This window comes from Pantoea sp. S18 (assembly GCF_045689705.1).
In the GTDB taxonomy this organism is placed as follows: Bacteria; Pseudomonadota; Gammaproteobacteria; order Enterobacterales; family Enterobacteriaceae; genus Pantoea; species Pantoea symbiotica.
Genome location: NZ_CP142690.1, coordinates 68,074 through 89,488 on the forward strand (window position 1 = coordinate 68,074; position 21,415 = coordinate 89,488).

At 51.3% G+C, this 21,415-nt stretch carries 17 protein-coding genes and 1 pseudogene; 9 read left to right on the forward strand and 9 right to left on the reverse strand.

Annotated elements, in window-relative coordinates; translation table 11 throughout:
* Window positions 1–147: 147 nt before the first annotated feature.
* Together ssb and VIJ98_RS24770 are read left to right on the forward strand one after the other, a co-directional pair.
* On the forward strand, window positions 148–717 hold the full coding sequence (ssb, locus tag VIJ98_RS24765; protein ID WP_323276004.1) for a single-stranded DNA-binding protein: 570 nt from the start codon (window positions 148–150) through the stop codon (window positions 715–717).
* A 116-nt stretch (window positions 718–833) separates the two neighbouring features.
* Window positions 834–1,373, forward strand: a complete 540-nt coding sequence (locus VIJ98_RS24770) for a conjugation system SOS inhibitor PsiB family protein (protein ID WP_323276006.1) — start codon at window positions 834–836, stop codon at window positions 1,371–1,373.
* Between the two features lie 632 nt (window positions 1,374–2,005).
* On the opposite strand, the gene VIJ98_RS24775 is transcribed toward VIJ98_RS24770, so the two are convergent.
* A complete protein-coding gene (locus VIJ98_RS24775) occupies window positions 2,006–2,881 on the reverse strand; it encodes a transposase (protein WP_323276007.1) in 876 nt (291 codons plus the stop codon).
* 290 nt (window positions 2,882–3,171) lie between these two features.
* Window positions 3,172–7,011 (reverse strand): anti-phage defense-associated sirtuin Dsr1, encoded by a 3,840-nt coding sequence (dsr1, locus tag VIJ98_RS24780; protein WP_323276008.1) that lies wholly within the window; start codon window positions 7,009–7,011, stop codon window positions 3,172–3,174.
* Window positions 7,012–7,703: 692 nt separating this feature from the next.
* Between dsr1 and VIJ98_RS24785 the strand changes: the two genes are divergently transcribed.
* The 4 genes from VIJ98_RS24785 (at window position 7,704) to VIJ98_RS24800 (ending at window position 10,481) form a co-directional block, all read left to right on the forward strand.
* Window positions 7,704–9,701 carry a ParB N-terminal domain-containing protein gene (locus VIJ98_RS24785; RefSeq protein WP_323276010.1) on the forward strand — a complete coding sequence of 666 codons (1,998 nt, stop codon included), beginning with the start codon at window positions 7,704–7,706 and terminating at the stop codon, window positions 9,699–9,701.
* Between the two features lie 48 nt (window positions 9,702–9,749).
* Window positions 9,750–9,899, forward strand: coding sequence for a hypothetical protein (locus tag VIJ98_RS24790; protein WP_323276013.1), 150 nt, complete (start codon window positions 9,750–9,752; stop codon window positions 9,897–9,899).
* A gap of 93 nt (window positions 9,900–9,992) precedes the next feature.
* Entirely contained in the window at window positions 9,993–10,265 is a 273-nt protein-coding gene (locus VIJ98_RS24795) for a plasmid SOS inhibition protein A (RefSeq protein WP_323276014.1), read from the forward strand.
* Between the two features lie 42 nt (window positions 10,266–10,307).
* Window positions 10,308–10,481, forward strand: coding sequence for a hypothetical protein (locus tag VIJ98_RS24800; RefSeq protein WP_323276016.1), 174 nt, complete (start codon window positions 10,308–10,310; stop codon window positions 10,479–10,481).
* 823 nt (window positions 10,482–11,304) lie between these two features.
* On the opposite strand, the gene VIJ98_RS24805 is transcribed toward VIJ98_RS24800, so the two are convergent.
* Complete coding sequence (locus VIJ98_RS24805; RefSeq protein WP_323276018.1) at window positions 11,305–11,538, reverse strand: hypothetical protein; 234 nt, start codon at window positions 11,536–11,538, stop codon at window positions 11,305–11,307.
* 162 nt (window positions 11,539–11,700) lie between these two features.
* Between VIJ98_RS24805 and VIJ98_RS24810 the strand changes: the two genes are divergently transcribed.
* Window positions 11,701–12,354 carry a hypothetical protein gene (locus tag VIJ98_RS24810; RefSeq protein ID WP_323276020.1) on the forward strand — a complete coding sequence of 218 codons (654 nt, stop codon included), beginning with the start codon at window positions 11,701–11,703 and terminating at the stop codon, window positions 12,352–12,354.
* Window positions 12,355–12,409: 55 nt separating this feature from the next.
* Here VIJ98_RS24810 and VIJ98_RS24815 read toward each other — a convergent pair.
* Window positions 12,410–13,090, reverse strand: a pseudogene (locus VIJ98_RS24815) (SOS response-associated peptidase family protein).
* 546 nt (window positions 13,091–13,636) lie between these two features.
* Between VIJ98_RS24815 and VIJ98_RS24820 the strand changes: the two are divergent.
* The gene (locus VIJ98_RS24820) at window positions 13,637–14,206 is read left to right on the forward strand and encodes a JAB domain-containing protein (protein WP_323276022.1); all 570 of its coding nucleotides are present in this window, start codon (window positions 13,637–13,639) and stop codon (window positions 14,204–14,206) included.
* An 833-nt stretch (window positions 14,207–15,039) separates the two neighbouring features.
* Here the strand turns inward: VIJ98_RS24820 and VIJ98_RS24825 are convergent.
* The 5 genes from VIJ98_RS24825 to VIJ98_RS24845 form a co-directional block, all read right to left on the reverse strand.
* On the reverse strand, window positions 15,040–16,266 hold the full coding sequence (locus VIJ98_RS24825) for a Shedu anti-phage system protein SduA domain-containing protein (protein ID WP_323276024.1): 1,227 nt from the start codon (window positions 16,264–16,266) through the stop codon (window positions 15,040–15,042).
* 595 nt (window positions 16,267–16,861) lie between these two features.
* Window positions 16,862–17,059, reverse strand: coding sequence for a general stress protein (locus VIJ98_RS24830; RefSeq protein ID WP_323276026.1), 198 nt, complete (start codon window positions 17,057–17,059; stop codon window positions 16,862–16,864).
* A 470-nt stretch (window positions 17,060–17,529) separates the two neighbouring features.
* Window positions 17,530–18,240: a helix-turn-helix transcriptional regulator gene (locus VIJ98_RS24835; RefSeq protein WP_323276028.1), complete on the reverse strand. Its 711-nt coding sequence runs from the start codon at window positions 18,238–18,240 to the stop codon at window positions 17,530–17,532.
* Entirely contained in the window at window positions 18,237–18,629 is a 393-nt protein-coding gene (locus tag VIJ98_RS24840) for an amino acid-binding protein (protein WP_323276030.1), read from the reverse strand. The genes VIJ98_RS24835 and VIJ98_RS24840 overlap by 4 nt, the downstream gene beginning before the upstream one ends.
* Window positions 18,622–18,945 carry an antibiotic biosynthesis monooxygenase gene (locus VIJ98_RS24845; RefSeq protein WP_323276032.1) on the reverse strand — a complete coding sequence of 108 codons (324 nt, stop codon included), beginning with the start codon at window positions 18,943–18,945 and terminating at the stop codon, window positions 18,622–18,624. Before VIJ98_RS24845 ends, VIJ98_RS24840 begins: the two co-directional genes overlap by 8 nt.
* 684 nt (window positions 18,946–19,629) lie before the next feature.
* On the opposite strand from VIJ98_RS24845, the gene VIJ98_RS24850 reads away from it, so the two are divergent.
* Window positions 19,630–21,330 carry a DUF4942 domain-containing protein gene (locus tag VIJ98_RS24850; protein WP_323276034.1) on the forward strand — a complete coding sequence of 567 codons (1,701 nt, stop codon included), beginning with the start codon at window positions 19,630–19,632 and terminating at the stop codon, window positions 21,328–21,330.
* The last annotated feature ends 85 nt before the right edge of the window (window positions 21,331–21,415 follow it).

The window sequence follows — 21,415 nt, forward strand, 5'->3', positions numbered from 1 at the left end:
TTGACGCCCTCGCGGCGAAGGATCTCAAACGGGTGAAGTGAATACCGGGGGATTGAACCAGTCGAGTTCCACAAAAACGTCAACACCGCGGCTCCCGAAACTCAACGGGTGATGGGGTGAACAACTCAGTTCAAGAGGAGAAGAAGTATGGCAGCACGAGGCGTCAATAAAGTCATTCTGGTCGGCAATCTGGGACAGGCTCCTGAGGTGCGCTACATGCCAGACGGTGGGGCTGTGGCAAACATCACGCTGGCAACGTCTGAAAACTGGCGGGATAAGCAGACCGGTGAAAATAAGGAGATCACGGAGTGGCATCGCGTGGTGCTATTCGGAAAGCTCGCTGAAGTGGCAGGAGAATATCTGCGCAAAGGCGCGCAGGTCTACATTGAGGGGCAGCTGCGCACCCGTAAATGGCAGGGCACTGACGGACAGGATAAATACACCACGGAAGTGGTCGTCAACGCAGCCGGTACTCTACAGATGCTGGGCGGACGCGGTGGTAATGCCGACGCGAGGCAAGCGCCGGCTAATCAGATTCAGCCCCCGGCTGCGAAGCCTGAACGTTCAGAATCCATGGGGGGTGAAAGAGGCCAGGGCAGAGGGGGTAAGGGCGCGTCGCGGCCAGTAAAGCCGCAGACAACACCGCAGGCTATATGGCCAGAGCTCGGGAACTATCCGCCACCTCCCGAAGACTTTGACGACTCGATACCTTTTTAAACATGGCAGGGTCCACGGAAGCGGGACCGTTAAGAACCGCGACTACTCGAAGAGAGCGCCCTGGCGGAGCTGCAACTCCGCACAGGGCGTGACAATCAAATTAAAAGGAACCCGATATGTCAGTTATTCAGTCTAAAGAAAATATTCGTGGCGGCAAGCTATCCCGCTATTACGGTCGGCTGGCTGGCGGTGACATGAGCAGCCACAGCGGTGAGATGACCCGAGATGAGCCGTTGACGCTTGCCCGGCTACGGGCGTTATCTCCCTGTGAGTACGAATCCTATTGCGCGCGAGGCGAAGAGTTTCGTCAGCGTATGACTGGTGCCGTCCTGCACGCGCTTAAGCCCGGTGATGCCTGGCGTACGGAGTGTGAAATCCGGGGAGAGTGGGGCGGCGTGTTTCCGGTCCACCTGCGGCTGACGCACCGCAAATGCCGGCACGTCACCCTTGATATTCTGAGCCCAGGCGGAGAGTCGCCTTTCTGGCACGGATTAATGTGGCTGAACCCCGATCACACGGGTTTGTACTTCTGGATCAGCGAGCAGCTGGCAACCGACATCATCCGGAAACTGCTGCAGCGTATCGATGAGATGGTGAGAGCGGGATATACGCCAGGGCAGATTGCCGTTGTTTTGCGCCGCGGGGGGATCAACTGATGCATACCCGGTTTATTCCCAGTATTTCCAGCGCCACGAAACTGCCTGTGGGGCTAAGTATGATGGCTTAGGTGGCCGACCTTAAGTGCTCTCACTACCATCCGGTGACGTCAGAAGTGCAGGGAGCTTCATATGCACCCGGAGATAAAAGCCCTCGCACCGCGCAGTTAAGTGTTAAATCAGTGACAGATAATGAAGTAACCCGTGTGTGCGAAGTAAAGACGCCATTGGCGTTAATACTGACTCAGCCGGAGGTTGCCTGGTGCAAAGCCGCCACACATATGGAGACGCTCATCTGCGAAGCGGAAGTCTCGCTAGCCTGGCAGACACCGTCTTCGTACAGACGATGGTTCTCCTGCTGGCGGGGAAGGGGAGTGCGGGTAAACGATCTGCTGAATATGACATGGATCTGGCGCGTGCGTGCATCGTACTGATACTGTGAATGCAGTTTCAGTGAACGTTGTTGATGGTTCAGCCCGGCAGGTCTATGTTCGGGCATTCTGGGCCCGGAGCTGATTTAGAGTCAATCCCGGAAGACATGTATCTGAGATGCTGACGCAGGGTACCTTCATCGGGGTACCCCGTGCTTTAGGCGTTACGGCTTCAAACATTTAGCTTCCAGAAAACCCGGCTCACAGCACAAAGACCCTCACGCTGACTTCACCCTCTTTAGAAGTATGTTCTCCCTGAAGATCAGCGATCAATCCGGACGGATTGGTGATGAATTTGTTTGGATCATAGATAACACACCACAGGTTTTTACAGTCCCCGTGTTTACGGTAATGCGCTATATCGATCGTAAGTTCATCTCCAATTTTTTTGGAGTGGTGGCGGTCACGTACAATTTTTGTTTCAAGCACCAGGTTGTGCGCTGGTAACAGAAAGTCCATTCGGGTGCTTACACCAGCGTAGCTGGGTGTGAACTCCTCCGGGCGTATATCCTGAACCCACGGTCTGAGCAGTGAGTGAAGGAGATCCTGAACATCGTATTCACTCTCGAACGACAGGCGTTGGCTGCCTTTCCTGCGGTTTGTGAGGGGATGCATTGCACGTTGCAGGCCTTTTACGAGTCGTTCTAACAGGGCCTCTACTTTCTCAGGGATGACGGGCTGATGAAAACTACTGACGTTTTCTTCTGCTGCTATATCAGTGACGGGAATATGCCCAACGGGCAATATTTGACCAAACCGATAATAGCGCAGACTATTATCGTGCAAAACGGACTCGATCCGTTTCCTTTTTTCGCTCCATTCCACAAATTCAGGGCTGCCCGCAGGAGGAGAAATGTCCATAAATTCTTCAATGATTCCCCCTAAAGCAGCCAGACTGTCCGTCCCGGGATCCTGACCGATTAAATAAAGCCAGTCTTTCCAACGGGTACTGTGGGGACCCGTCGGTGCAACTCCAGGCGCGCCAGCAGAGTGGAAGAGTGACTCAAGTGATGCATGTGATCCGGTCGTAGAGATGATATCCCCGACTACCTTGCATAATGATCTTGATAATCTCATTCAAGCTCCTTTTGAAACGAGCTATTACGTTCTTGCCATTATCGTTGATATGACAGAGGGAACAATCATCAGTGCGAATAAAAATTACGGGTAAGCGTGGTACAGAAGAAAGACATCGAACGTCGGATCCTGCCAACTAATCGGATCGTCATCAGTTTGTGGCTGGCATTGCCAGGGGAGTGACCGTACGGGTCATCACCCTGACCTTACTGGACAGCCATGACATTGCCGATGGACTGCAATACAACACTGGCCTCGGCAGGAAGTGAATAATTTGCTGAGGCCTAAGTTTATGGGCGCTTACGACGTAAATATGTATTCAGGCGGGCATATTGTGGGTTTCTTTCAAGGCTGGGATCGCTGGCGATTATCTCTCTGAGGCCAGTCTGAAGCTGCTCCGGTGGGAAAGGCTGATCGGTGACGAGAGCAGCTAGCAAGTCGAGAGATTCTTGTGGGAATGCAGAGCACACACCGGAGCGCTCCATTTCGTTCAACAAGTAATGGAGAAATTCTACGGGACGTACCCACCCTTTTACGAGCCTATAACCCGATGGAAAGGCATCTCCAGCAGACAAAATCATCTGTACCAACAGTTCGGAAATACGAGGAGTGATTCTGTCTTTTGATTTTGGCCACAGGTTATTCCAGAAGGGCTCAATTCGATTTCTCCAGTATGCCTCACGCTGCTCACCAGCAGCATCGAGCGCTTGTGTCAGTGCCTGAAGAACGGTTTCAAGTTCCTCATTAGACAGAGCATTGAACGCATCCCTTAGTTCAGCATCAGTAAAATCTTTAGCCATATCAAGGGCAACATAAGTCAGCACACTAATGTACTGATTCTGATGCTCACCCAGCATATCCAGGTGCACAACCGTGCGAAGGAAATCCTGCCTGAAAAGGTCAAACAGGGGTTTGTACAAACGGGGGGACCATAAAAAGCCCGCCCACACCGATCTTGCCTCTTCTGCGTTGCTCCAGTTAAAGAGTGGCAGGAGGTTTATCGTCGTCCAGACGGGATCAATGCGTAACAGTGCGATGACGTTTGCCGCCAGGATTACACGCCCGTGCCGGAACCTGAGTGTTTGGGCATCACAAAGAGTGGTAAACGACGTTTCAGCCCAAGCAGGAAGCAGATCGTTATCCTTCATATCATTGCTGAAAAGATGGTTCATTAAAGCTTGAGTTACGTACCCTACAGGATGGTTTATGGCTTCGCTGACGGGATTATCAATCGGCTTGCCATTAACCAATGTGCCTGACTTCACCTCAAAGGATATTGCCAGCATGCGCGAGCATAAGCTCTTAAAGATGTCCTGATGGGTTGACAGAACTTTTGAGCAGGACTCCAGCCACCAGCCAAAAGTATGGGATAGGGCATGCAGAAGACTTTCTGACATATCCTTAATCAGAGGGGCAGCAGCATCCCAGCTTTTAAGAGGCATATCGTCCTGACTCCAGGTCTGCAGTGCCTCCCGCCATCGTTGCTCTGGCCAGAACCCATTTTCAGAAAGATGCCAGAGCGCTTCAAGGCTAACGTCAAAATGGCTTCTGCACACTTCTCTCCAGCCATCATCACCCGGTGTCCATTGTTTTCTGGGGTCTTTCCTGAGCCACTTAATCAGAGCCATTAATTGTTTAGGTGCTCGATTGTTGCTGTAGCGCGCTTCGAATTCACTGTCACCCACAGCACCCGTCCACATGCTGAATTCGTCTCGTTCATCAGATGCCAGCTTGAGTTTTGGATATTTCGCAGAAATCGCCTGTAAGCGAGAAGAAGCGGCTTCTCCCAGTTGAAGTCCCGATGATTCAAGCTTAGCGAGTGCGCGCCAAATTTTATTGCTGAGGTATCCCTGTCGTTGTTCATCGGTTTCAAAACTACCGTATCGAGGAAGGGGAGGGCCGGCCAGTATCGCGTCTTCAAGCTGTTGTTGTGCGCCCTTGTGGAGGTTATTTCCCCTCAAAACGAGCAATCTGTAAACTTCGCGAGCGGTTTCAACTGACCATAGCCAGTGTGCGCCGTCATCCGTTAGCCAGGAGACCCATGTTTTCCCGTGGATATCGTCGTCCTGGCTCGCGGCAAACAGCGCAAGCCTTTTGAATAGTGGATAAGGCAGTTGGTACCAGCCGATTGCAGCCTGGGTCGCGCGGATTCTCTCGGTATTTAAGATCGCCAGCCATGCATCCCGCAACAGTTCGATAAGCAGCGTCCAGTCTCTGTGTCCGCGATTCTGCGGATGATGTGAAATTGACGGCTGGTACCAGTGAGAGTGGTCAGAATCGTCTGCTTCCTCAGACATCATTTTCAACAAGTCGAGAGCATCCCTGAGTAAGAGCTGAAAATCGTCAAACAGCGCAGGCAGAACCTGTCGGAGGTGTTTATCCGAGGCGGGGTTTAGCATGGAACGCGCATGGCTTAGTGAGAGCACAAGATCCCATTGCACAAGCTGTTTCATGGTAGGCGGAGTATTGTCTGTTGAGTCGCCATAAAGTGAAGAGATGTCGTAAGGTTCAGTGAGGCGAATATGTGGTGCCAGCAATTCACGCAGCTCAAAGCGTAATGTTGGAGAGAGTTGCCCGGATCCTAACCGGCGTTTCCATGAGATAATGTCACCGTTCATATATGAAGGCTGAACCCGGCTGCTCAGAAATAACTGCCATAGCACCTGCATCTGCGGGCCGGGAATGGCTGTAGGGGAGTTCTCCCTGATGGCATCGAGTTCTGAAGTTTTACCCTCCCTATCAAGCCTTGCATATAACGCGATCTTTTCAGCGATCATGTTCCTGAAAGAGGGATGCAACCGGGTGCCTCCCTTTGCAAAACTCACCAGCAACTTAGGGTCATCCAGATACCTCAAAAGCCATCGTGCCAGGTGCAGCATGACCTCATCCCACTGTGTGGGATAATGTTCGCCCGCGAAGAGCATCATAAACGGCGATAAATGATAAGGAGAAGGCCGGCTGAGTAAGCTGAAGTTTAGTTTTTCATCGCCGCTGTCGCGAGGAGTAATGCCAAACCGTCTCAGGTCCGCTTGCCTGAAACGGTTCTCATTTAGCCCTGTGAAATACCATTCAAGGGGTGGTGCGGGGTTGTGCTCTGCCAGACGCCGGGCTGGCAACCCTGATTTATCAGACAGCGCCCACAACATTCTTCCGATAAAGTCGTCCTGCACCGTACTTTTGGATGGTAAGGATGAAGCATTGTCCAGCACAATGCGCTCTTTACCTGTTACCCCATCCCGATATGTATTCGCCCAGGCGATAAGGGTTTTATGCAGCAGGGAGTGATCTTGGTCCTTATTCTTTAATATTTCGACCTGGTAAAGGAGTGGTGTCACGCCTTTTGCCTGCCACTCCGTGCGTTTATCTTCCATTTCCCCGCTTTTGTAGCTGGCGAAGGCCCAGGTCGGCTGCGTAGTTTCACCCTGAAGTTTATCGGCCGCCAGCGCATCCATCATGTAGCGAAGCACCGGGTCATTAATACCGTACCCGACAAAACAGACAACATAGTTTCTGAACAACTCGCTGACAAAACGTGCTGCCCAGCGTTCCGTCAGATAGGCCTGACCAAAATCGCCAGAGGTCACAACCAGCCGGTTCAGGGCGGTGTCATCCATTTTCCGGGTTATGGCTCCGTGTAAATACACGAGGCCATTCCAGCGGCTGTTTTTGGGGACAGGCAGCATGGGGGCACAGAACACCGGAAATTTGTAGCTGTCTCGTTTGCCCGCCAGCTCAAACAGCGAATCAAAGTTGGTTGTGACCAGTCGCATCCTTTCGTCATGTGTTCTGGATAAGCACAGCAAGGCGGAATGTGTTTCTGTTGCAGAATGAGGAAATGAACGACGTGTCAATGCCGAGACCAGCGCTCGCCTGATGGTTATTCGCCCATCCGGCAGTCGATGTTCCAGTAAATTGAGGGTGGCGTCATACTGACAAGCATTAAAGGTGGCCTCCTCTTGTGGCGTTTTACGGGGATCTGTCTGTTTAAAAATATCCTGAACGAGTTTTTTGAAGTCAGGCAATTTCGCAGGAACAGAAACGCCGGCACCGCAGAAAAATACGACTCGTCCTTCTTCATGTGCCTGCAGCAATGAATCAGGAATGTCCGGTCCGTTGGTTACAAACTGCATTGCATCAGTCTCCTGTCAAATTTAATGCGGCGCGTGAGATAACAGGTGACATATACCAGATTTCCTCCTGCTTACAATTACATATAACGTTGTTATCGATATTATTTTATCGGTCATTTTATTCATGCAGAGGGGGCTTCAACTTTATAAGCGATCGTCTTGTGCCATTATTGCCAGCTGAAAAATGATCCTGAAACTGCCACAGTTGTAAGACATCTCATACTTGAGAGCGGGCCTCCTTCGGCTCCCCGGTATATCGGGTCGTCAGCCCGACTGCGCTAACCGGCCTTGCCAGTAAGCTCCGCCGAATCGCGCGAAGATGCGTTTCGGGCCTGACGGCTGGGGTCTGAATGCGAATGCCAACCCTGCAGCTGGCTGAGCGCCAGCGCGTCCACTGGCCACAGAATGACATGGCCGCTAAGGACCGGGCCGGCGTAAAGCTGCCGTCCGGGGCTGTGCCCTGTTCACTACCTGTTGTCCTGTTTCGTTCTCCTGAGCCCCTTCGCCGTGCAGAAACCTGCCACACGGGCGGCCTCAGGCAAGGGCCGCTTTGCTAACCGTCTGCACCCGGTCCCTCCGGGCTGCGGCTTTGTCGTTTTCTCCTGCGTTCTGCCTGATGCCCGCGCGCCAGTTCTGCCCTCACGGCGAGGAACTCAGAGAAACATCACTTAAACGCAAACAGGAGAAACAACATGTCACAGCAGAACGTCAACACCCCGGCTTCAGAATCTAAAGAATCATCGGTTTTAAAGACAAAACCCGTTCGTTGTCCCGCGAAAGCGAAGGCTGATAAGGCGGCAGCGGTGGCGGTTGAACAGGCGCTGGAGAAAGTAGAAATCGAGATGATCCCGCTGTCGCGACTGGCGGTGTCACCGCTCAATGTGCGCAGTAAGGTTTACGTGCAGTCGCGCATTGAGTCACTGGCGGCGACAATCAAAAACGTAGGTTTGCTGCATAACCTGATCGCGCATGATATGCCTGACGGCCTGCTGGGCGTTGCCTGCGGCGGTCGTCGCCTGACAGCGTTGCAGTTGCTGCTGGCACAGGGCGTTTATCAGCCCGATCAGCCTATTCCCGTTAAGCGCGTGTCTGAGGATCTGGCCCGTGCGGCTTCAATGGTTGAAAACGGCGAGCGCGAGAGCATGCATCCTGCCGAGCAGATTGCAGGATTCCAGGCGCTGGCTGACGAAGGTAAGACGCCTGCGCAGATTGGAGATCTAATGGGCTATGGCTGGCGCCACGTGCAGCGCTGCCTGAAACTCTCCGGCCTGGCGCCTGCCATTCTTGACGAGCTGGCCGCCGATAAGATTACGATTGAGCAGTGTCAGGCGCTGACACTCGCCGACTCGCACGAGCGCCAGATTGAGGTGTGGGATCAGGCTTCCAGCTATTACAACCCGTCAGCCGACACCATTCGTAACCTGGTCACCTCGTCAGAGACTGAAATCAGCCGTTCCCATAAGTTCGCTTTCGTGGGCAAAGATGCCTACCTGGCGGCAGGCGGCACTATTCGTGCCGATCTGTTCAGCGGTGAGGAGGATGGCTACATCGACACCGCGCTTGTAGAAAGCCTGACGCTTGAAAAGCTGCAGCAGATAGCGGAAGCCGTGGCGAAAGAGGAGGGGTTTGCCTGGACGGAGGTCAGGGCAGACGGGCGCATGCATTCCTGGGACAGTAAGGTGAAACGCTCCTATGCGGTGCCACAGGAACGCTGCCCGGACTATACCCCGGAAGAAGATGCGCAGGTGAGCGATCTGCGTGCGCAGTGGCGTCTCACCGACGATGAAGCGCTCAAGCCGCAGCTGAAAAAGCAGATTGCCGCGCTGGAAAACGCCGCAGACAAACGTCACTGGTCGGCGCTCGATAAAGACAAAACGGGCGCGGTGGTCTGCTATGAGTCCGGCGTGTGCTTCATTCAGCGCGGCGTACAAAGAGTGGCGGACCTGCCGAAGAAAAACAAACCTGAAAACAAAGATTACGTGCAGGCGATGTCTGAAGGCTATTCCACCGCGCTGGTGCGCTCGATGTCCTGCGAGCGATCGCTTGCGGTACAGGCCGCACTCTGTTCAAAACCGGATATATCGGTCGCGATGCTGACCTGGACGCTGTGCCGTTCAACGTTCAGCCATAGCAGTTATGACAACACCCCAATGAAAGTCAGCCTGACCGACAACAGCTCTTCGCTGGTTTCTGACTCCGCTTCTAAGGAGGAGGGCAAAGCCTGGCAGTTTATGCAGCAGCAGAAAGCGGAGTGGCAGGCGAGATTGCCGGATCGTTGGGCGCAGGACTTCCGCTGGCTGCTGGAATGGAGCACTGAAGATGTGCTCGGTATTCTGGGGTTCTGCAGCGCCGCAACTGTCTGCTGCTTTCAGGACAGGGTCTATGGCAAAAGCCAGACCAGCAACCTCGATATGCTGGAGACGGCGATGGGCTTTGATCTCGCTGACTGGTGGCAGCCTTCAGCCGAAGGGTTCTTCAAGCGCATGAGCAAAGATCAGATTGTGGGCGCACTGACGGAGGCAGGTAAGACAGGTAACGCCAGCGATGCGGAGAAAATGAAAAAAGGTGACGCCGCCGAGTTTGCGGAGGAAGCGCTCAAAGACGCCCGCTGGGTTCCTGCGTGGATGCAACCACTTAAAGACGATGCGGCAGAAAGCGACAGGGAAAGTACTCAGGACAGCGAAGACTGACAGCAGTAGACCGCCCGAATGGGCGGTCATTACATAAGGAGAAAAGCCATGAACACGATCTCCCGTCACCTCTCGCTCGTGCCTGCCTGTCCCTATACGCTCGCTGTCAGCCTCGCCATTGCCGACGTTGAAAAGCGCCAGCAGGACAGGGCGGCACGCGGTGCGCATCCTTACGCCAGCGCCGTTGTGCGCCATTAATGCGATATCCGGACGATCAAAGCAGACCATTTGCGCCGGGTAATGCCAGAATATTCCCTGCGTGACCGCTTTGCGCCTACAGCAGTAGAGTACATGACAGCGCTCAATACGCTGATTGCTTCCCGGGGGGAGCGCTGTCCGTCGCCGCTTTCGCAGGACACCGGATACAGGCTGTTTCCGGTGACTGCGTTAAGGCTGCGCGAGCGCCTCGATAAGCGCAGTTCTCACCGGGTTAACCCCCAAATTAATCAGGAAGTAAGGCTGCATGATCAGAAGCTCAGGCGTTATCAGCAGCGTCTGGCGCAGGCGAAAATCGATCTGACGTTTCACACGCCGCTGACTGTTTGTGTATGGTACACACAGTAGCAGGAACAGGAGTTCTTCGAATTCGACATTCTGCACATGGTGATGGCGTGGCTGCCGCAGTTTGCATCCTGCCAGTATCTCGATCCTGCCTGGTACTGGGAGGAGCCGCTCTGGCGGCTCATGCTGGACATTCAGGTCGAGGTAAAAGGCGCGACGGTGGAGGCGCTGAATGCTGACAGGCTGGCGCTGCCGAACCGACTGACGTTTAAACGCTGAATCCGAATGTCCTGCGAGCTTTCGGCCTGCGGGGCATTCTGTTGTAATAGCTGAAAGGTACCGTACGTCATTATGACGCTTGGTATCATGTTGCTTGTCACGGGCTACCGGATACTGAGGCGTTAAACCCGGCAGCCCTTCGGGCCGTGATAAAACGGTGCTGACGCACCGTTCATCCCACTTCGCCTGCGCTTTGTTTCTATGGTACGCCGTCTCAAGTCCTTCTCTTTCTGATTCCTGCAGCTGTTGATGCCTCTGCTGTGGCACTGCTGATTGTCCCGAGTTCGTCTTCTAAAAACTAAAAGCCTTAACAGCTTGATGGCCCCCTCCGGCTCCCCAGCGTTGCCGGGTCGTCAAGCCCTACTCCGCTAACCGGCAAAGCCGGCAAGCTTCGCCGGATCGCATGGCGTCCCGGGCCATTCGGCTAGGGTCTGATTGCTGAGGTATCACATTCAACCCAGATACGGGCCAAAGAGCGAACTGGTCGATAGTTAATTTTTTGAGGGATCATTAAGTTTTTCAACAGTCGTGACAGCAATCTGACAGCGTGAAAATTAACGAGGAAACTGAGAGATGGCAAAGTCAGATGAGATTTTCAGCATTTGGGTCCGCAGAGATGTCGCATCTCGGACTGCAAGTGATGTAGTTGAACTAGCGGACGATGCGTGGCGTTTGGGGTTCAAACTGAGTGATAACCCCGCAATACATTATCAACAGGTGATGCAGCTACTACGCTTCTCAATCATCGAAAGAAGATAACTGGGATGAAACTAAGGCCGCTTATGCGGCCTTTAACTTACTTTTGGTCTCTATCTTCCGTGAACTAAAGGTTTTCAAATTCACCTGGACGACAGAAGCTAACCAGGATGTTGGGATGCTTGCGTTTAAAGCTGTCGCTGGTCGCCGCTTGCGCTTCGGTAAACTCAAGCAGAAGCTCATTATCTCCCCAGCGTTTAAAGCGGTAAAAAGTCAGGCCGCCAGCGAAACTGATCTCTGTATCATCATCCACGCCGGACAGCTGCCGTTTCAAATCGCCAACAGTCATCTTAAGTGACATATCTTGTCTCCAGATGTTTAAAGGATGAGGATCCATTCTAACTGAACTGAAATGGAATATTTCAAAAAGTCTCATTAAAGTAGACAGTTAAGAGAAGGTTGAATTATCGCATCCTCTTTTTTATAACAAGCACAGTAAGAGCTACATTGCGGAGATTGGCCAGTGACAATTAGGTATTTGTATGGGAAAAAGAAATTCCTCGCGCCCGTAATCGAAGGAAAAAAAGGTCTGCGACTCAGCGATCTCAGTCATTATTCCCGGATGGAAAACGAAAAAATGCGGGATAATGAGATGGAGAAAATTTTCACTCTCGACAGGAGACAGGTAAACATCGTCATAGCAGGGCGGGTTATGAATCCGGATGAAATGGCGGCTGATCCATTCTTTACCCTTACTCCGCGCCACTGCTACTGTGTTTGCTTCACAAGCAGAAAAAACGATCCTGAGCTGTATGGAACGTTCAACGCGGATATCTGCATCGGTTTTGATGTCGAGATGCTTCAGGAACGCCTTGAAATTGCTTCTGAACGGTTCCCCGGTATGGACATTAAGGGGCAGGATGTCACGTACTATCACCTCGGTACATTCCCTGGAACCTTCACGCCTGAAGAGCTTGTGTTCTGCAAGCCTTCTCAATTCAGCCATGAAACCGAATATCGCATAGCTCTGTTTTATCCTGAGAGTAAGTCAGGTTTCAAAACCAGTGACGGAACGGTAATCCCCTTCCGAATTGAGGGAGAGTCAATGCACATGGAAATCAGTCACCTGGAGAAGCGTTTTATTAGTGATTGTGTGACCGAAGTCTTTTATCCCTAACGCGAATGCATTGACAAATAACATGCAAAAGAGGAGGCGATATTGAATTGCGGGATTAAAGAATCGGATCCTTCTCCTCAATAATCAATTCTTTACCTTGGTTTTTAGGGCTGCCAACCTTTTTCGAAACGGGATGCCAGCTGAAATCGCTTTCCAGAAGTGCTGCTTCTTTCGCTATTTCCTCTGCACGTTCCGACGAGGTGTCTTCACTCAACCATTCGGCGACGGATGACGCCTTAAGCACCAGCGGCCTGCGGTCATGTATGTCTACCATGCCTTTGCTGCTGGCAGCAGTGACGATCAGGAAACCTTCTTTCCCGTGAGGGTCGTCATAGGGGGCTTTGCCGATCGCTGCAAAGAACAGCGGCTCATGGCTTTTCTGGTAAATAAAGTAAGGCTGCTTTTTGTCACCGCTTCGCTGCCACTCGTACCAGCCGTCTGCAAACACAACGGCGCGGCCATGGTTCCAGAGTGGCTTAAACATCCGGCTGGAGGCGGCGGTTTCACCGCGTGCGTTAATCAGCGGCTGTTTATCCCACCATTCAGGCCCATAACCCCAGTACACCGGGTCTAGTTTCAGTTCGCCGTCACGCTGGTTCAGCAGTAACACATTCGTCCCTGGCGCGACGTTCTAGCGACCGATGGGTTCCGGATCGTGAACATAGTCGCTGTCGGCTATGCCGAGTGCGTCTAAGTACACGTCCCGACTCTGGTACTGCGCAAATCGTCCGCACATAGTTTGTTCCTCCTCCATTAAGGATAGTGGCTCCTGCAGCGGCGTCCTCATGATGTTATTCAGGATTAATCGCCCTTAACTCATGGCCCCCTCCGGCTCCCCGGCGCTGCCGGGTCGTCAAGCCCGACTCCGCTAACTGGCAAAGCCGGCAAGCTCCGCCGGACCGCGTTGCGTTCCGGGCCATTCGGCTGAGGTCTGATGGTAATAGCCAAATCAACTCCTGCAGCTGGCTGACACCAGCGCGTTCACTGGCCACACACTGACGTGGCCGCTGAGGACCGGACCGGCGATACGTCGTGCCGTCCGGGGCTGCGTCCTGTTCATCAATTGCTGTTCTGTTTCGTTTCCCGATGTCCTCTGCCGTGCTGAAACCTGGCACACGGGCGTCCTCACACAAGGGCCGCTCGCTAAACGTCTGCACCCGGTCCCTTTGGGCTGCGGCCTTGCCGTTTCCCCTGCGTTCAGCCTGGTTCCCGCGCGCCGGTTATGCGCTTACGGCGACGGAACTCGGAGAAACATCACATGAAACTGAACGGGAGAAACAACATGTCACAGCAGAACGTCAACACCTCGGCTCCAGAATCTGAAGAATCATCACTGGAAAATGTCACGGATAACGTGCGCTTTTTCAGTCGACTTCACGTGCGCGATACGCAGGGTAATTACGTGATGGCAACTGACACCCAGATCCTGGCCGAAGCGGTGCTGGCGATTGACTATCGTTATCCCACGGGCACCACCTTTGACTCATCTTCAGTGTCTGGCGAGTTTTTCCGGGCCAAGCTTGCGGGGCGTGACCGTGAGGTGTTTGCGGTGGGATTTCTGAATAACCAGCATCAGCTGCTGGCCTATGAGGAGATATTTGAAGGATCCATTGCGAGTGTCGAAATCCATCCTCGCGAGGTCGTTCGTCGGGCGCTTCAGTTAAACGCCGCCGCCGTCATTCTGAGCCACAATCATCCCTCCTTCTCGCCTGAGCCGTCCAGAGCAGACATCACTATCACCGCACGTCTTAAAACTGCGCTTGAACTCGTGGCGGTGAGGGTTATCGATCACATTATCGTGGCTGGCAACGACACGGTATCACTGGCGGAGCGGGGGCACCTTAACGGCTAAGTCATCGCCTGGTCATTCCAGCAGGGCGGGGCCACTCCGCCTGCTTTTGGCGCACTGAACGGCGGGCGGCACTGCGTGCCGGGGAGAGTCGGTGCTGACGCACCGGTCATTCCCCTTCGCGAGTGCTTTTTCATCCGGGGAAGTGGTCATCCTCTATTTTATCTTTGCTGCATGTGGCTGTTTTATCTCGCTGAGGGACGACATCTGCTTATCTTGTATTAAGTCACATAAAGGCATTCGCATTAACAGCCTGATGGCCCCCTCCGGCTCCCCGTCAGGCCGGGTCGTCAGCCCAACTGCGCTAACCGGCTCGCCGGCAAGCTTCGCCGAACCGCAAAGATTGTGTTTCGGGCCTGCGGCTTGGGTCTGATAGCTAATTCAATAATCAAAGTCACCATAATCAATGCGAAAAAGTTAATGCTTTTTTCATCCGAGTTGTATGGGGTATTTATTGCAGTACAAATGGCCGCTTTGAGCGAAGAGCGGACCTCCATGTTTCTAGAAAGTTAATGCCTATTTAATATTAAAAATAATTTCAGGGTGGACGTTAAAAATCACCCATAATATATTCGTTTCGTTTGCGAATAGTAATAAACCGTTTCCATGAAATTTTAAAATGCGCTATCATAACTTAAGATATTTTCCTTACCATATAATCATACTTGTCTTGCAAGTGTGACTCTTTAAAAAGCACACTATCATAATGACAGAAGTAAAGACTGGGTTAATGTACTTCCCAAATTATTTAAGCAGCAATATTAAATGATATGCGGGCAGAAGCCCGCTTATCTAATTATGAAGTTGTAAACCTCCAAATTAACACTTCAATATTATCACTTATAGAATTGCGCTACCGTTCCGTCAATCAGATCATCAAAGGTTAATATTTCCAAGCTTTGATAATCTGACATTATTTCACGCCAAACATCGGAATCAAAATCATAACGCCGTCCAACCACTATCCATCTCCGAGGTTTAAAAACTTTGAATCCATACTTATCTTCAAACCATTTCCTGTTATTGGGGTCATCAAAATAAGTACTATAAACACGTGTTTGGGAGATGTAGGAATTTAACCAAGAGCTAAATGTTTCTCTATTATCCTTTCCAACCACAAACGTTTTATCAATGATTGGTAATTTAAATTCAACTATATCAGCGAATCCATTCGGTTGAACTACAAAAAAGTCCGGACGGATATCAGGTCGATTTTCACTTTGCCATTCACAGGTAAGTTCAGAGTGTATGCTTATTGCCCCAAATTTCATGGACAATATGAATTCATATTCAGGATCCGATAAGAAAGAAGTTATCTCAGGTTCAGATGTTTCAATATTACCCCATTTTTCAATAAAATTATTAATTTTTGGTAATTGTTTATATTTATAATCATAAGGTAGAGGATAACAATAGTGCGCATCACTTTCTACTACCTCCTCAATGCCATCTAGAGAAAAACCTATTATGTCTTTATCTTCACTAGTCCCATCAAATGTAATTGGAAAGAAATCAATCCATTTAATCCTTCTGGTTCTGAGACCGGAATCGTCAGCATCAAAAAACATTCCATTGACTATACGTGTAAAACTCCCCTCAGCAACGACTGGTGTTGGAGTATTGAATCCCATAATACTGTTTTGAGCACTGAAATTCCATCCTAGTTCTCTAAGCTTATCATAACCTCTATTTGTTGGAAACAGAAGGTCCTCGCTGAATGCCGGTAGAGCGAAGGTAAAATCAACCGTAGAGTCATAATCAAAGCCTATTATCATTTCAAATAGATTGCATTCTTTTACCGAATAATCAAAATATTGAACCTCCATCTTATAGCCACTTGGGAGTTCTTCTAAAAGTTCAGAGTTATTGTATTCAATCGCAATATGAGTTCGACCAACATATACTATTATTTTTTGATGGTGAATAAGAAAGCCAGGCATTGTTTTAATTAGCTGAGGGTTGTCTTTGACGTAGTGATATAAAGGGGTCCAATAGCGATTAGCTAATTCTTGCAAAAATGCAGAAATTAAAGGTTGTATCGTTGAATGAGTTATTTCAGTCATAAAAGGCCTTCCCTAATCCAAGAGTGATAAAACTCCATCCGTGATTAAATTCGAATGGTTAAATAATAATATACAGAACCACCTAGTCTTTCAATAAGTTAAACGAAATTATCAATAAAGTTCAAAGCTATCTTTGTTTACGCTTAAGCTAAAATATAAAGCTAATTTAGTTAAATCTGTGGCGATTCATTCTGTCAGCACTGCCAATCGTCAAAATCCCCTTCGCGAAATTTAACGAGTGGCTCCTCCTTGTAGTCATTCCTTTGAGCAAGGTGGACTTTGGTGATTTCAGCGGTCAGATCTGGGCACACCATCCTTAGATAATCAAAAAGCTTCAATATCGCTCCTTAATGATAGAGTTAAGTTATTGACTCTTTAAAATGACTTTATGTCACATGCTTGCATTCCTATGATTTATTGTCCGTAAATTTGTATGGATCGATGTTAGCAACGTCCGCTTCTGGCACGTAGCGGACATTAGCAGGGTAATCCTGATGGAATCTTGATGTTACTTTCAGGCCTGGTCGTTAGCCTTATACCGGTAACCGATAAGTTGGTATTAAGAGCTGATAACTCAGGCCTGTGAGTTATAAAACTACCCAGTAGATGACGGGCTGTTAACCTTTCCTCTTCGGCTTACTTGACCTCCTTTGCGACCCGCCTCTCGGGCTCGAGCAGGATCATTCCGAAAATTCCCCCCGCTCAACTTACCATCTTTACTGCCTGCCTCGGCCGCACATTCTGGATTAACCGCGAAGTTGCCTGAACCACCTCTCAAGATTTTTGTCGTCATAACGTAACCTTATTTGTGTTAAGCGCAGCTAAAAATATAGCAGGCTAATCACAAACGTCTGGCAAGAAACGGGGGGAGGAAGCTGAGTGTTATGAAGTTAAGAACGGACTTTTACGTTTCTTTGCACTAAATCTGGACATGTGAAAACCGGAGAATCATAACTGCTGCTAAAGTTTATTCAGACGTGCAGTCACGGTAGCTTCTGTGATGCGTTAACAAACCGAATTTCCCTGGTGTGGTCACTACCATGTGACACCCGCTTCGGCGGGCTTTTTTTTACCTGCTTCATGCCATGACCAGCTAGATAGAAGACAAAAAAAACCCGCTTTAAGCGGGTGAAATTCGATACAGAGAATCTTCTCCATGTATATTCCGACAGGGACATGCTGAATTTGTTCAATCATTTCTCGGTTAAGACATTTAAGAAAATCTGAAAGATCCAGAACGTACTGCGATTCTAACAATCTGATTCAGTCAAATTTCATATTGAACTGACGGCCCAGGGCAATTCTGCCCCTGGCAGTCACGTTCACTTCACGATACCCCTGGATGCGGGTTATCCATTCTTTTTGCAAAAAAAGCGTCATCATTGCTGAGCCCGCATCTCCCCCAAGATGGAAACGTCTTTCGCTCCAGTCAAGGCAGGCAGAGCAGGATTTGCGGCGTGATTGCGGGTTCAGAACTGCGCCAATATGTTGAAAATGGGATTGACCTGTTTTTGTCAGTGCGGTGCCGCCTGCTTCAAACCATCCTTCCTGCAGCATAAATGCATAAATATTTACAGCCAGTTCGCCTGCCAGATGGTCATAACAGGTACGGGCAAATCGTAAATTTACCGGCGTTCGTGGCTCAGGGGATTTGAAGGTATGCATCGATACCCCCATCAGGTTCTCCAGCAATTCGGCGATATGATGACCCGCCAAGCTGTAATAACGGTGGCGTCCCTGCGTCAGGCATATAACCAGTCCGTTGCTGAGAAGCCGGTGAAGGTGCCCGCTGGTCGTGGATGCGGCAATGTCTGCAACTACACTGAGTTCTGTTGCTGTCCACGCGCGTCCATCCATCAGGGCGCAGAGTATACTGACCCTTGAAGGGTCAGCGATGGAAGAAGCAATCAGAGACATCGATTTTTCGAGAGAATCATCCGACTCACTGACATATTCAGTTTTCAGAAAGTTCATTCAGGGGGTACTGTCCATTTTTGCGTCACTTCCGCTGCCAGGGTATCGTCATCTGTCAGTAGGATGAGTCGGTTACGGTGATCGCTGTACTGTACCAGAATGTTAATGCCATTCCTGGCGATTGTTTCTGCTATCTCTCCCAGTTCCCCCGGGCGCTCCTGAGGTAACTTTCTTATTACAGGGCGGGATATTTTTTGCACATAAAATCCAGCTTCACACAAAACCTTGCGGGCCTTCTCGCCATTCTCAACCAGAAAATGGGCATGTCCCGCTTCAGGTGTTGAAAATACACCGCCCCCTTCAAGTCCAACACCGTTTTTACCCAACACGCTACCAAGTTGTCCAAGCGCACCCGGAGTATTATCGAGGATTATGTGTACGTTATACATGCTGATGCGTTTCCTTATCAGAAGAATAGTCGCGGAATACGTTTGCAACGCGGATTCTGTAAAATGAAAAAATCGATTTTTTTCCTTCCTTCTGTGCCGCCAGATGCATGATATTCTGCTTCCATCCAGCTACCGATTTCTCATCCTCCCACCATGAAAGAGAAAGTATTTTCCCGGACGAACTCATACTCTGGAATCGTTCAATAGAGATAAAGCCCGGCGTGTCTGACAATAAAGGTTTGAGCTCTGAAGCAAGTTGAAGGTAGCGTTCCTGCGCTTCAGGTAAAGCATCTGCTTCAAAAAGAACTGCAATCATTGATCTGCTCCTCAGTTAATTTTCAGAAAGCTTATACCCCACTAAAAGCTGATACTTCGGTCCGCACCGAAATATGCCAATTTGAGGAAACTATAGTTTTGGGACTGAAGAAAAATTACTAAGGGGCGTGAGGAACACTAAATCAAATGTTAGATAAAACTGCGGATGCTCTTGTCATAACAAACCATTTGCAAGTCCGCTTTTGGCACTTACCAGCCCTATGGCCCCCTCCGAGCTCCCCGGTATACCGGGTCGTCAGCCCTACCACGCTAACCAGCTTAGCCGGTAATCTCCGCCGAACCGTGCGGGGCGTTTCGGGCCTGCGGCTAGGGTCTGATGGCAACGCCCAAATCAACCCCTGCAGCTGGCTTACGCCCGCGCGTTCACTGGCCACGAGAATCCGTGGCCGCTGAGGACCGGACCGGCGTCAACCTGCCGTCCGGGGCTGTGCCCTGTTCATCACCTGCCTTCCTGTTTCGTTCTCTTAAGCTCCTTCGCCGTGCAGAAACCTGCCACACGGGCGGCCTCACGCAAGGGTCGCCTGGCTAAACGTCTGCACCCGGTCCCTGCGGGCTGCGGCTTTGTCGTTTTCCCCTGCGTTCTGCCTGATGCCCGCGCGCCAGTTCTGCCCCCACGGCGAGGAACTCAGAGAAACATCACTTAAACGCAAACAGGAGAAACAACATGTCACAGCAGAACATCAACTTCACGGCTTCAGAATCTAAAGAATCATCTCTTTTTAAAGGCCAGGGCGATCTGAGTCAGGCGGGTGAGGTCCTAGGGGAGGGCTTTTTTGCGCCGGTTGAGTCCGATCTGGTGGATTCTCTGCTGGGGCGTTACCAGCACACGCGCGCCATCATCAGGGAAATCGCAGGCGCTGTTACAAGCCATGAGAACTCGCCAGCCGTGGCGCACTTTATCAGCGGTAACCTGAGCGGACGTCGGGGCGGTTACGGTTTTTCCGTGGGGGAGGTGTTTAACGTTACAGGCGCTGTCGCGTCGCTGAATGCGGCATACTGGAAGGAGGCGTTAAACCTGACGGACGTGTACGAGTACATGCCCAACGATCGCCGCAACGAGTGGAACGAGCAGATCCGCGAGATGAAAGCGCCGGACTTTCAAGAGGCGACCGTGCGTTCCACGCTCTCCGAGCTGCTGTTTTCGCGTGAGAAGTTTTTCTCTGAGCGTGTGGATAGCATCTTTCGCAACCTGTCAGGGGAGCACGCCACCAACCGCCCGGAAGGCTTCGGCAAGCGCATGATCATGGCACGCGTTTATGACGAGTGGGGCGGCAATAACTACCAGCGCACCGGCTACATTGATGACCTGCGTCAGGTGATCGCCAAATTCATGGGCCGCGACCCCACCAGCTACCGCACCACCGACAAAATTTTGCAGATTGCACGCCAGCGCGCCGGGGAGTGGCTCACGCTCGATGGCGGCGCGCTGCGCGTCAAAGCCTTTCTCAAGGGCACGGCTCATCTGGAAATTCATCCCGACATGGCCTGGCGCCTCAATGACATTCTGGCCTTCCTGCATCCGGCGGCCATTCCGGCGGAGCACCGTCAGAAGCCGCGAAGCAAGGCAAAATCCTTTGCGCTGCAATCCAATCTCCTGCCTTTCTCCGTGCTGGCAGAACTGAGCGAGCTTGAAATAGAGCGCACAACGCCTTTTCAGGCTAACCGCTGGGACGAACCGCGCGAGCCGATTACAACGAATCCGTTTAACCGCCGTTTTAAGGGTTACCGGGACGGAGACAAGGCCGCACGCGCCGAAGCTGAGAAAGTGCTGATGAGCCTGGGCGGCGTGAAGAAGAACATCAATGCGCTGACCTGGTATGAGTTCGACTACGACCCGACCACGGCGATCCAGGATATTCAGCTGAGTGGGGCGCTGCCGGATCAGAAAACACATCAGTTTTACCCGACGCCCGAGGTGCTCGCCTCGCTGCTGCTCGATGAGGTGGCCATCCAGGAGGGTGACAAGTGCCTGGAGCCAAGCGCAGGCATGGGCGGACTTGCTGACCTGATGCCGATGGCGCAGACCACCTGCGTGGAGATTTCGCCGCTGCACTGCCGTGTGCTGGAGGCCAAGGGCTTTAGTGTTATCGAAGGAGATTTTTTGCAGTGGGCGCAGGAGACGCGCGAACGCTTTGACGTGGTGGTGATGAATCCGCCCTACAGCGAAGGCCGCGCACTGGCGCATCTGAATACGGCGGCTGAACTGGTGAAACCCGGTGGGCGACTGGCCGCGATCCTGCCTGCGGGCCTGCTGTTTAAAGATGTGCTTAAGGACTGGAGCTGTAGCTGGTCGGGTAGTCACAAGAACATGTTTGCGGGAACGGGGGTAAGCGTGGTGCGCCTGGTGGCCTATAAGCCCGAGTAAAGGACAGAAAAAAGCAGGGTTTAAGCCCTGCCATTCTCCGCCCCTGATTTCGACGGCAAAGCCGGGGCCTAACGGAAACATCGAA

What these genes read in the sequence shown, in the direction of transcription:
- ssb (WP_323276004.1), top strand. Translation starts at nt 148, where the DNA reads ATGGCAGCACGAGGCGTCAATAAAGTCATTCTGGTCGGCAATCTGGGA.
- VIJ98_RS24770 (WP_323276006.1), top strand. Translation starts at nt 834, where the DNA reads ATGTCAGTTATTCAGTCTAAAGAAAATATTCGTGGCGGCAAGCTATCC.
- VIJ98_RS24775 (WP_323276007.1), bottom strand. Translation starts at nt 2,881, where the DNA reads ATGAGATTATCAAGATCATTATGCAAGGTAGTCGGGGATATCATCTCT.
- dsr1 (WP_323276008.1), bottom strand. Translation starts at nt 7,011, where the DNA reads ATGCAGTTTGTAACCAACGGACCGGACATTCCTGATTCATTGCTGCAG.
- VIJ98_RS24785 (WP_323276010.1), top strand. Translation starts at nt 7,704, where the DNA reads ATGTCACAGCAGAACGTCAACACCCCGGCTTCAGAATCTAAAGAATCA.
- VIJ98_RS24790 (WP_323276013.1), top strand. Translation starts at nt 9,750, where the DNA reads ATGAACACGATCTCCCGTCACCTCTCGCTCGTGCCTGCCTGTCCCTAT.
- VIJ98_RS24795 (WP_323276014.1), top strand. Translation starts at nt 9,993, where the DNA reads ATGACAGCGCTCAATACGCTGATTGCTTCCCGGGGGGAGCGCTGTCCG.
- VIJ98_RS24800 (WP_323276016.1), top strand. Translation starts at nt 10,308, where the DNA reads ATGGCGTGGCTGCCGCAGTTTGCATCCTGCCAGTATCTCGATCCTGCC.
- VIJ98_RS24805 (WP_323276018.1), bottom strand. Translation starts at nt 11,538, where the DNA reads ATGTCACTTAAGATGACTGTTGGCGATTTGAAACGGCAGCTGTCCGGC.
- VIJ98_RS24820 (WP_323276022.1), top strand. Translation starts at nt 13,637, where the DNA reads ATGTCACAGCAGAACGTCAACACCTCGGCTCCAGAATCTGAAGAATCA.
- VIJ98_RS24825 (WP_323276024.1), bottom strand. Translation starts at nt 16,266, where the DNA reads ATGACTGAAATAACTCATTCAACGATACAACCTTTAATTTCTGCATTT.
- VIJ98_RS24830 (WP_323276026.1), bottom strand. Translation starts at nt 17,059, where the DNA reads ATGACGACAAAAATCTTGAGAGGTGGTTCAGGCAACTTCGCGGTTAAT.
- VIJ98_RS24835 (WP_323276028.1), bottom strand. Translation starts at nt 18,240, where the DNA reads ATGAACTTTCTGAAAACTGAATATGTCAGTGAGTCGGATGATTCTCTC.
- VIJ98_RS24840 (WP_323276030.1), bottom strand. Translation starts at nt 18,629, where the DNA reads ATGTATAACGTACACATAATCCTCGATAATACTCCGGGTGCGCTTGGA.
- VIJ98_RS24845 (WP_323276032.1), bottom strand. Translation starts at nt 18,945, where the DNA reads ATGATTGCAGTTCTTTTTGAAGCAGATGCTTTACCTGAAGCGCAGGAA.
- VIJ98_RS24850 (WP_323276034.1), top strand. Translation starts at nt 19,630, where the DNA reads ATGTCACAGCAGAACATCAACTTCACGGCTTCAGAATCTAAAGAATCA.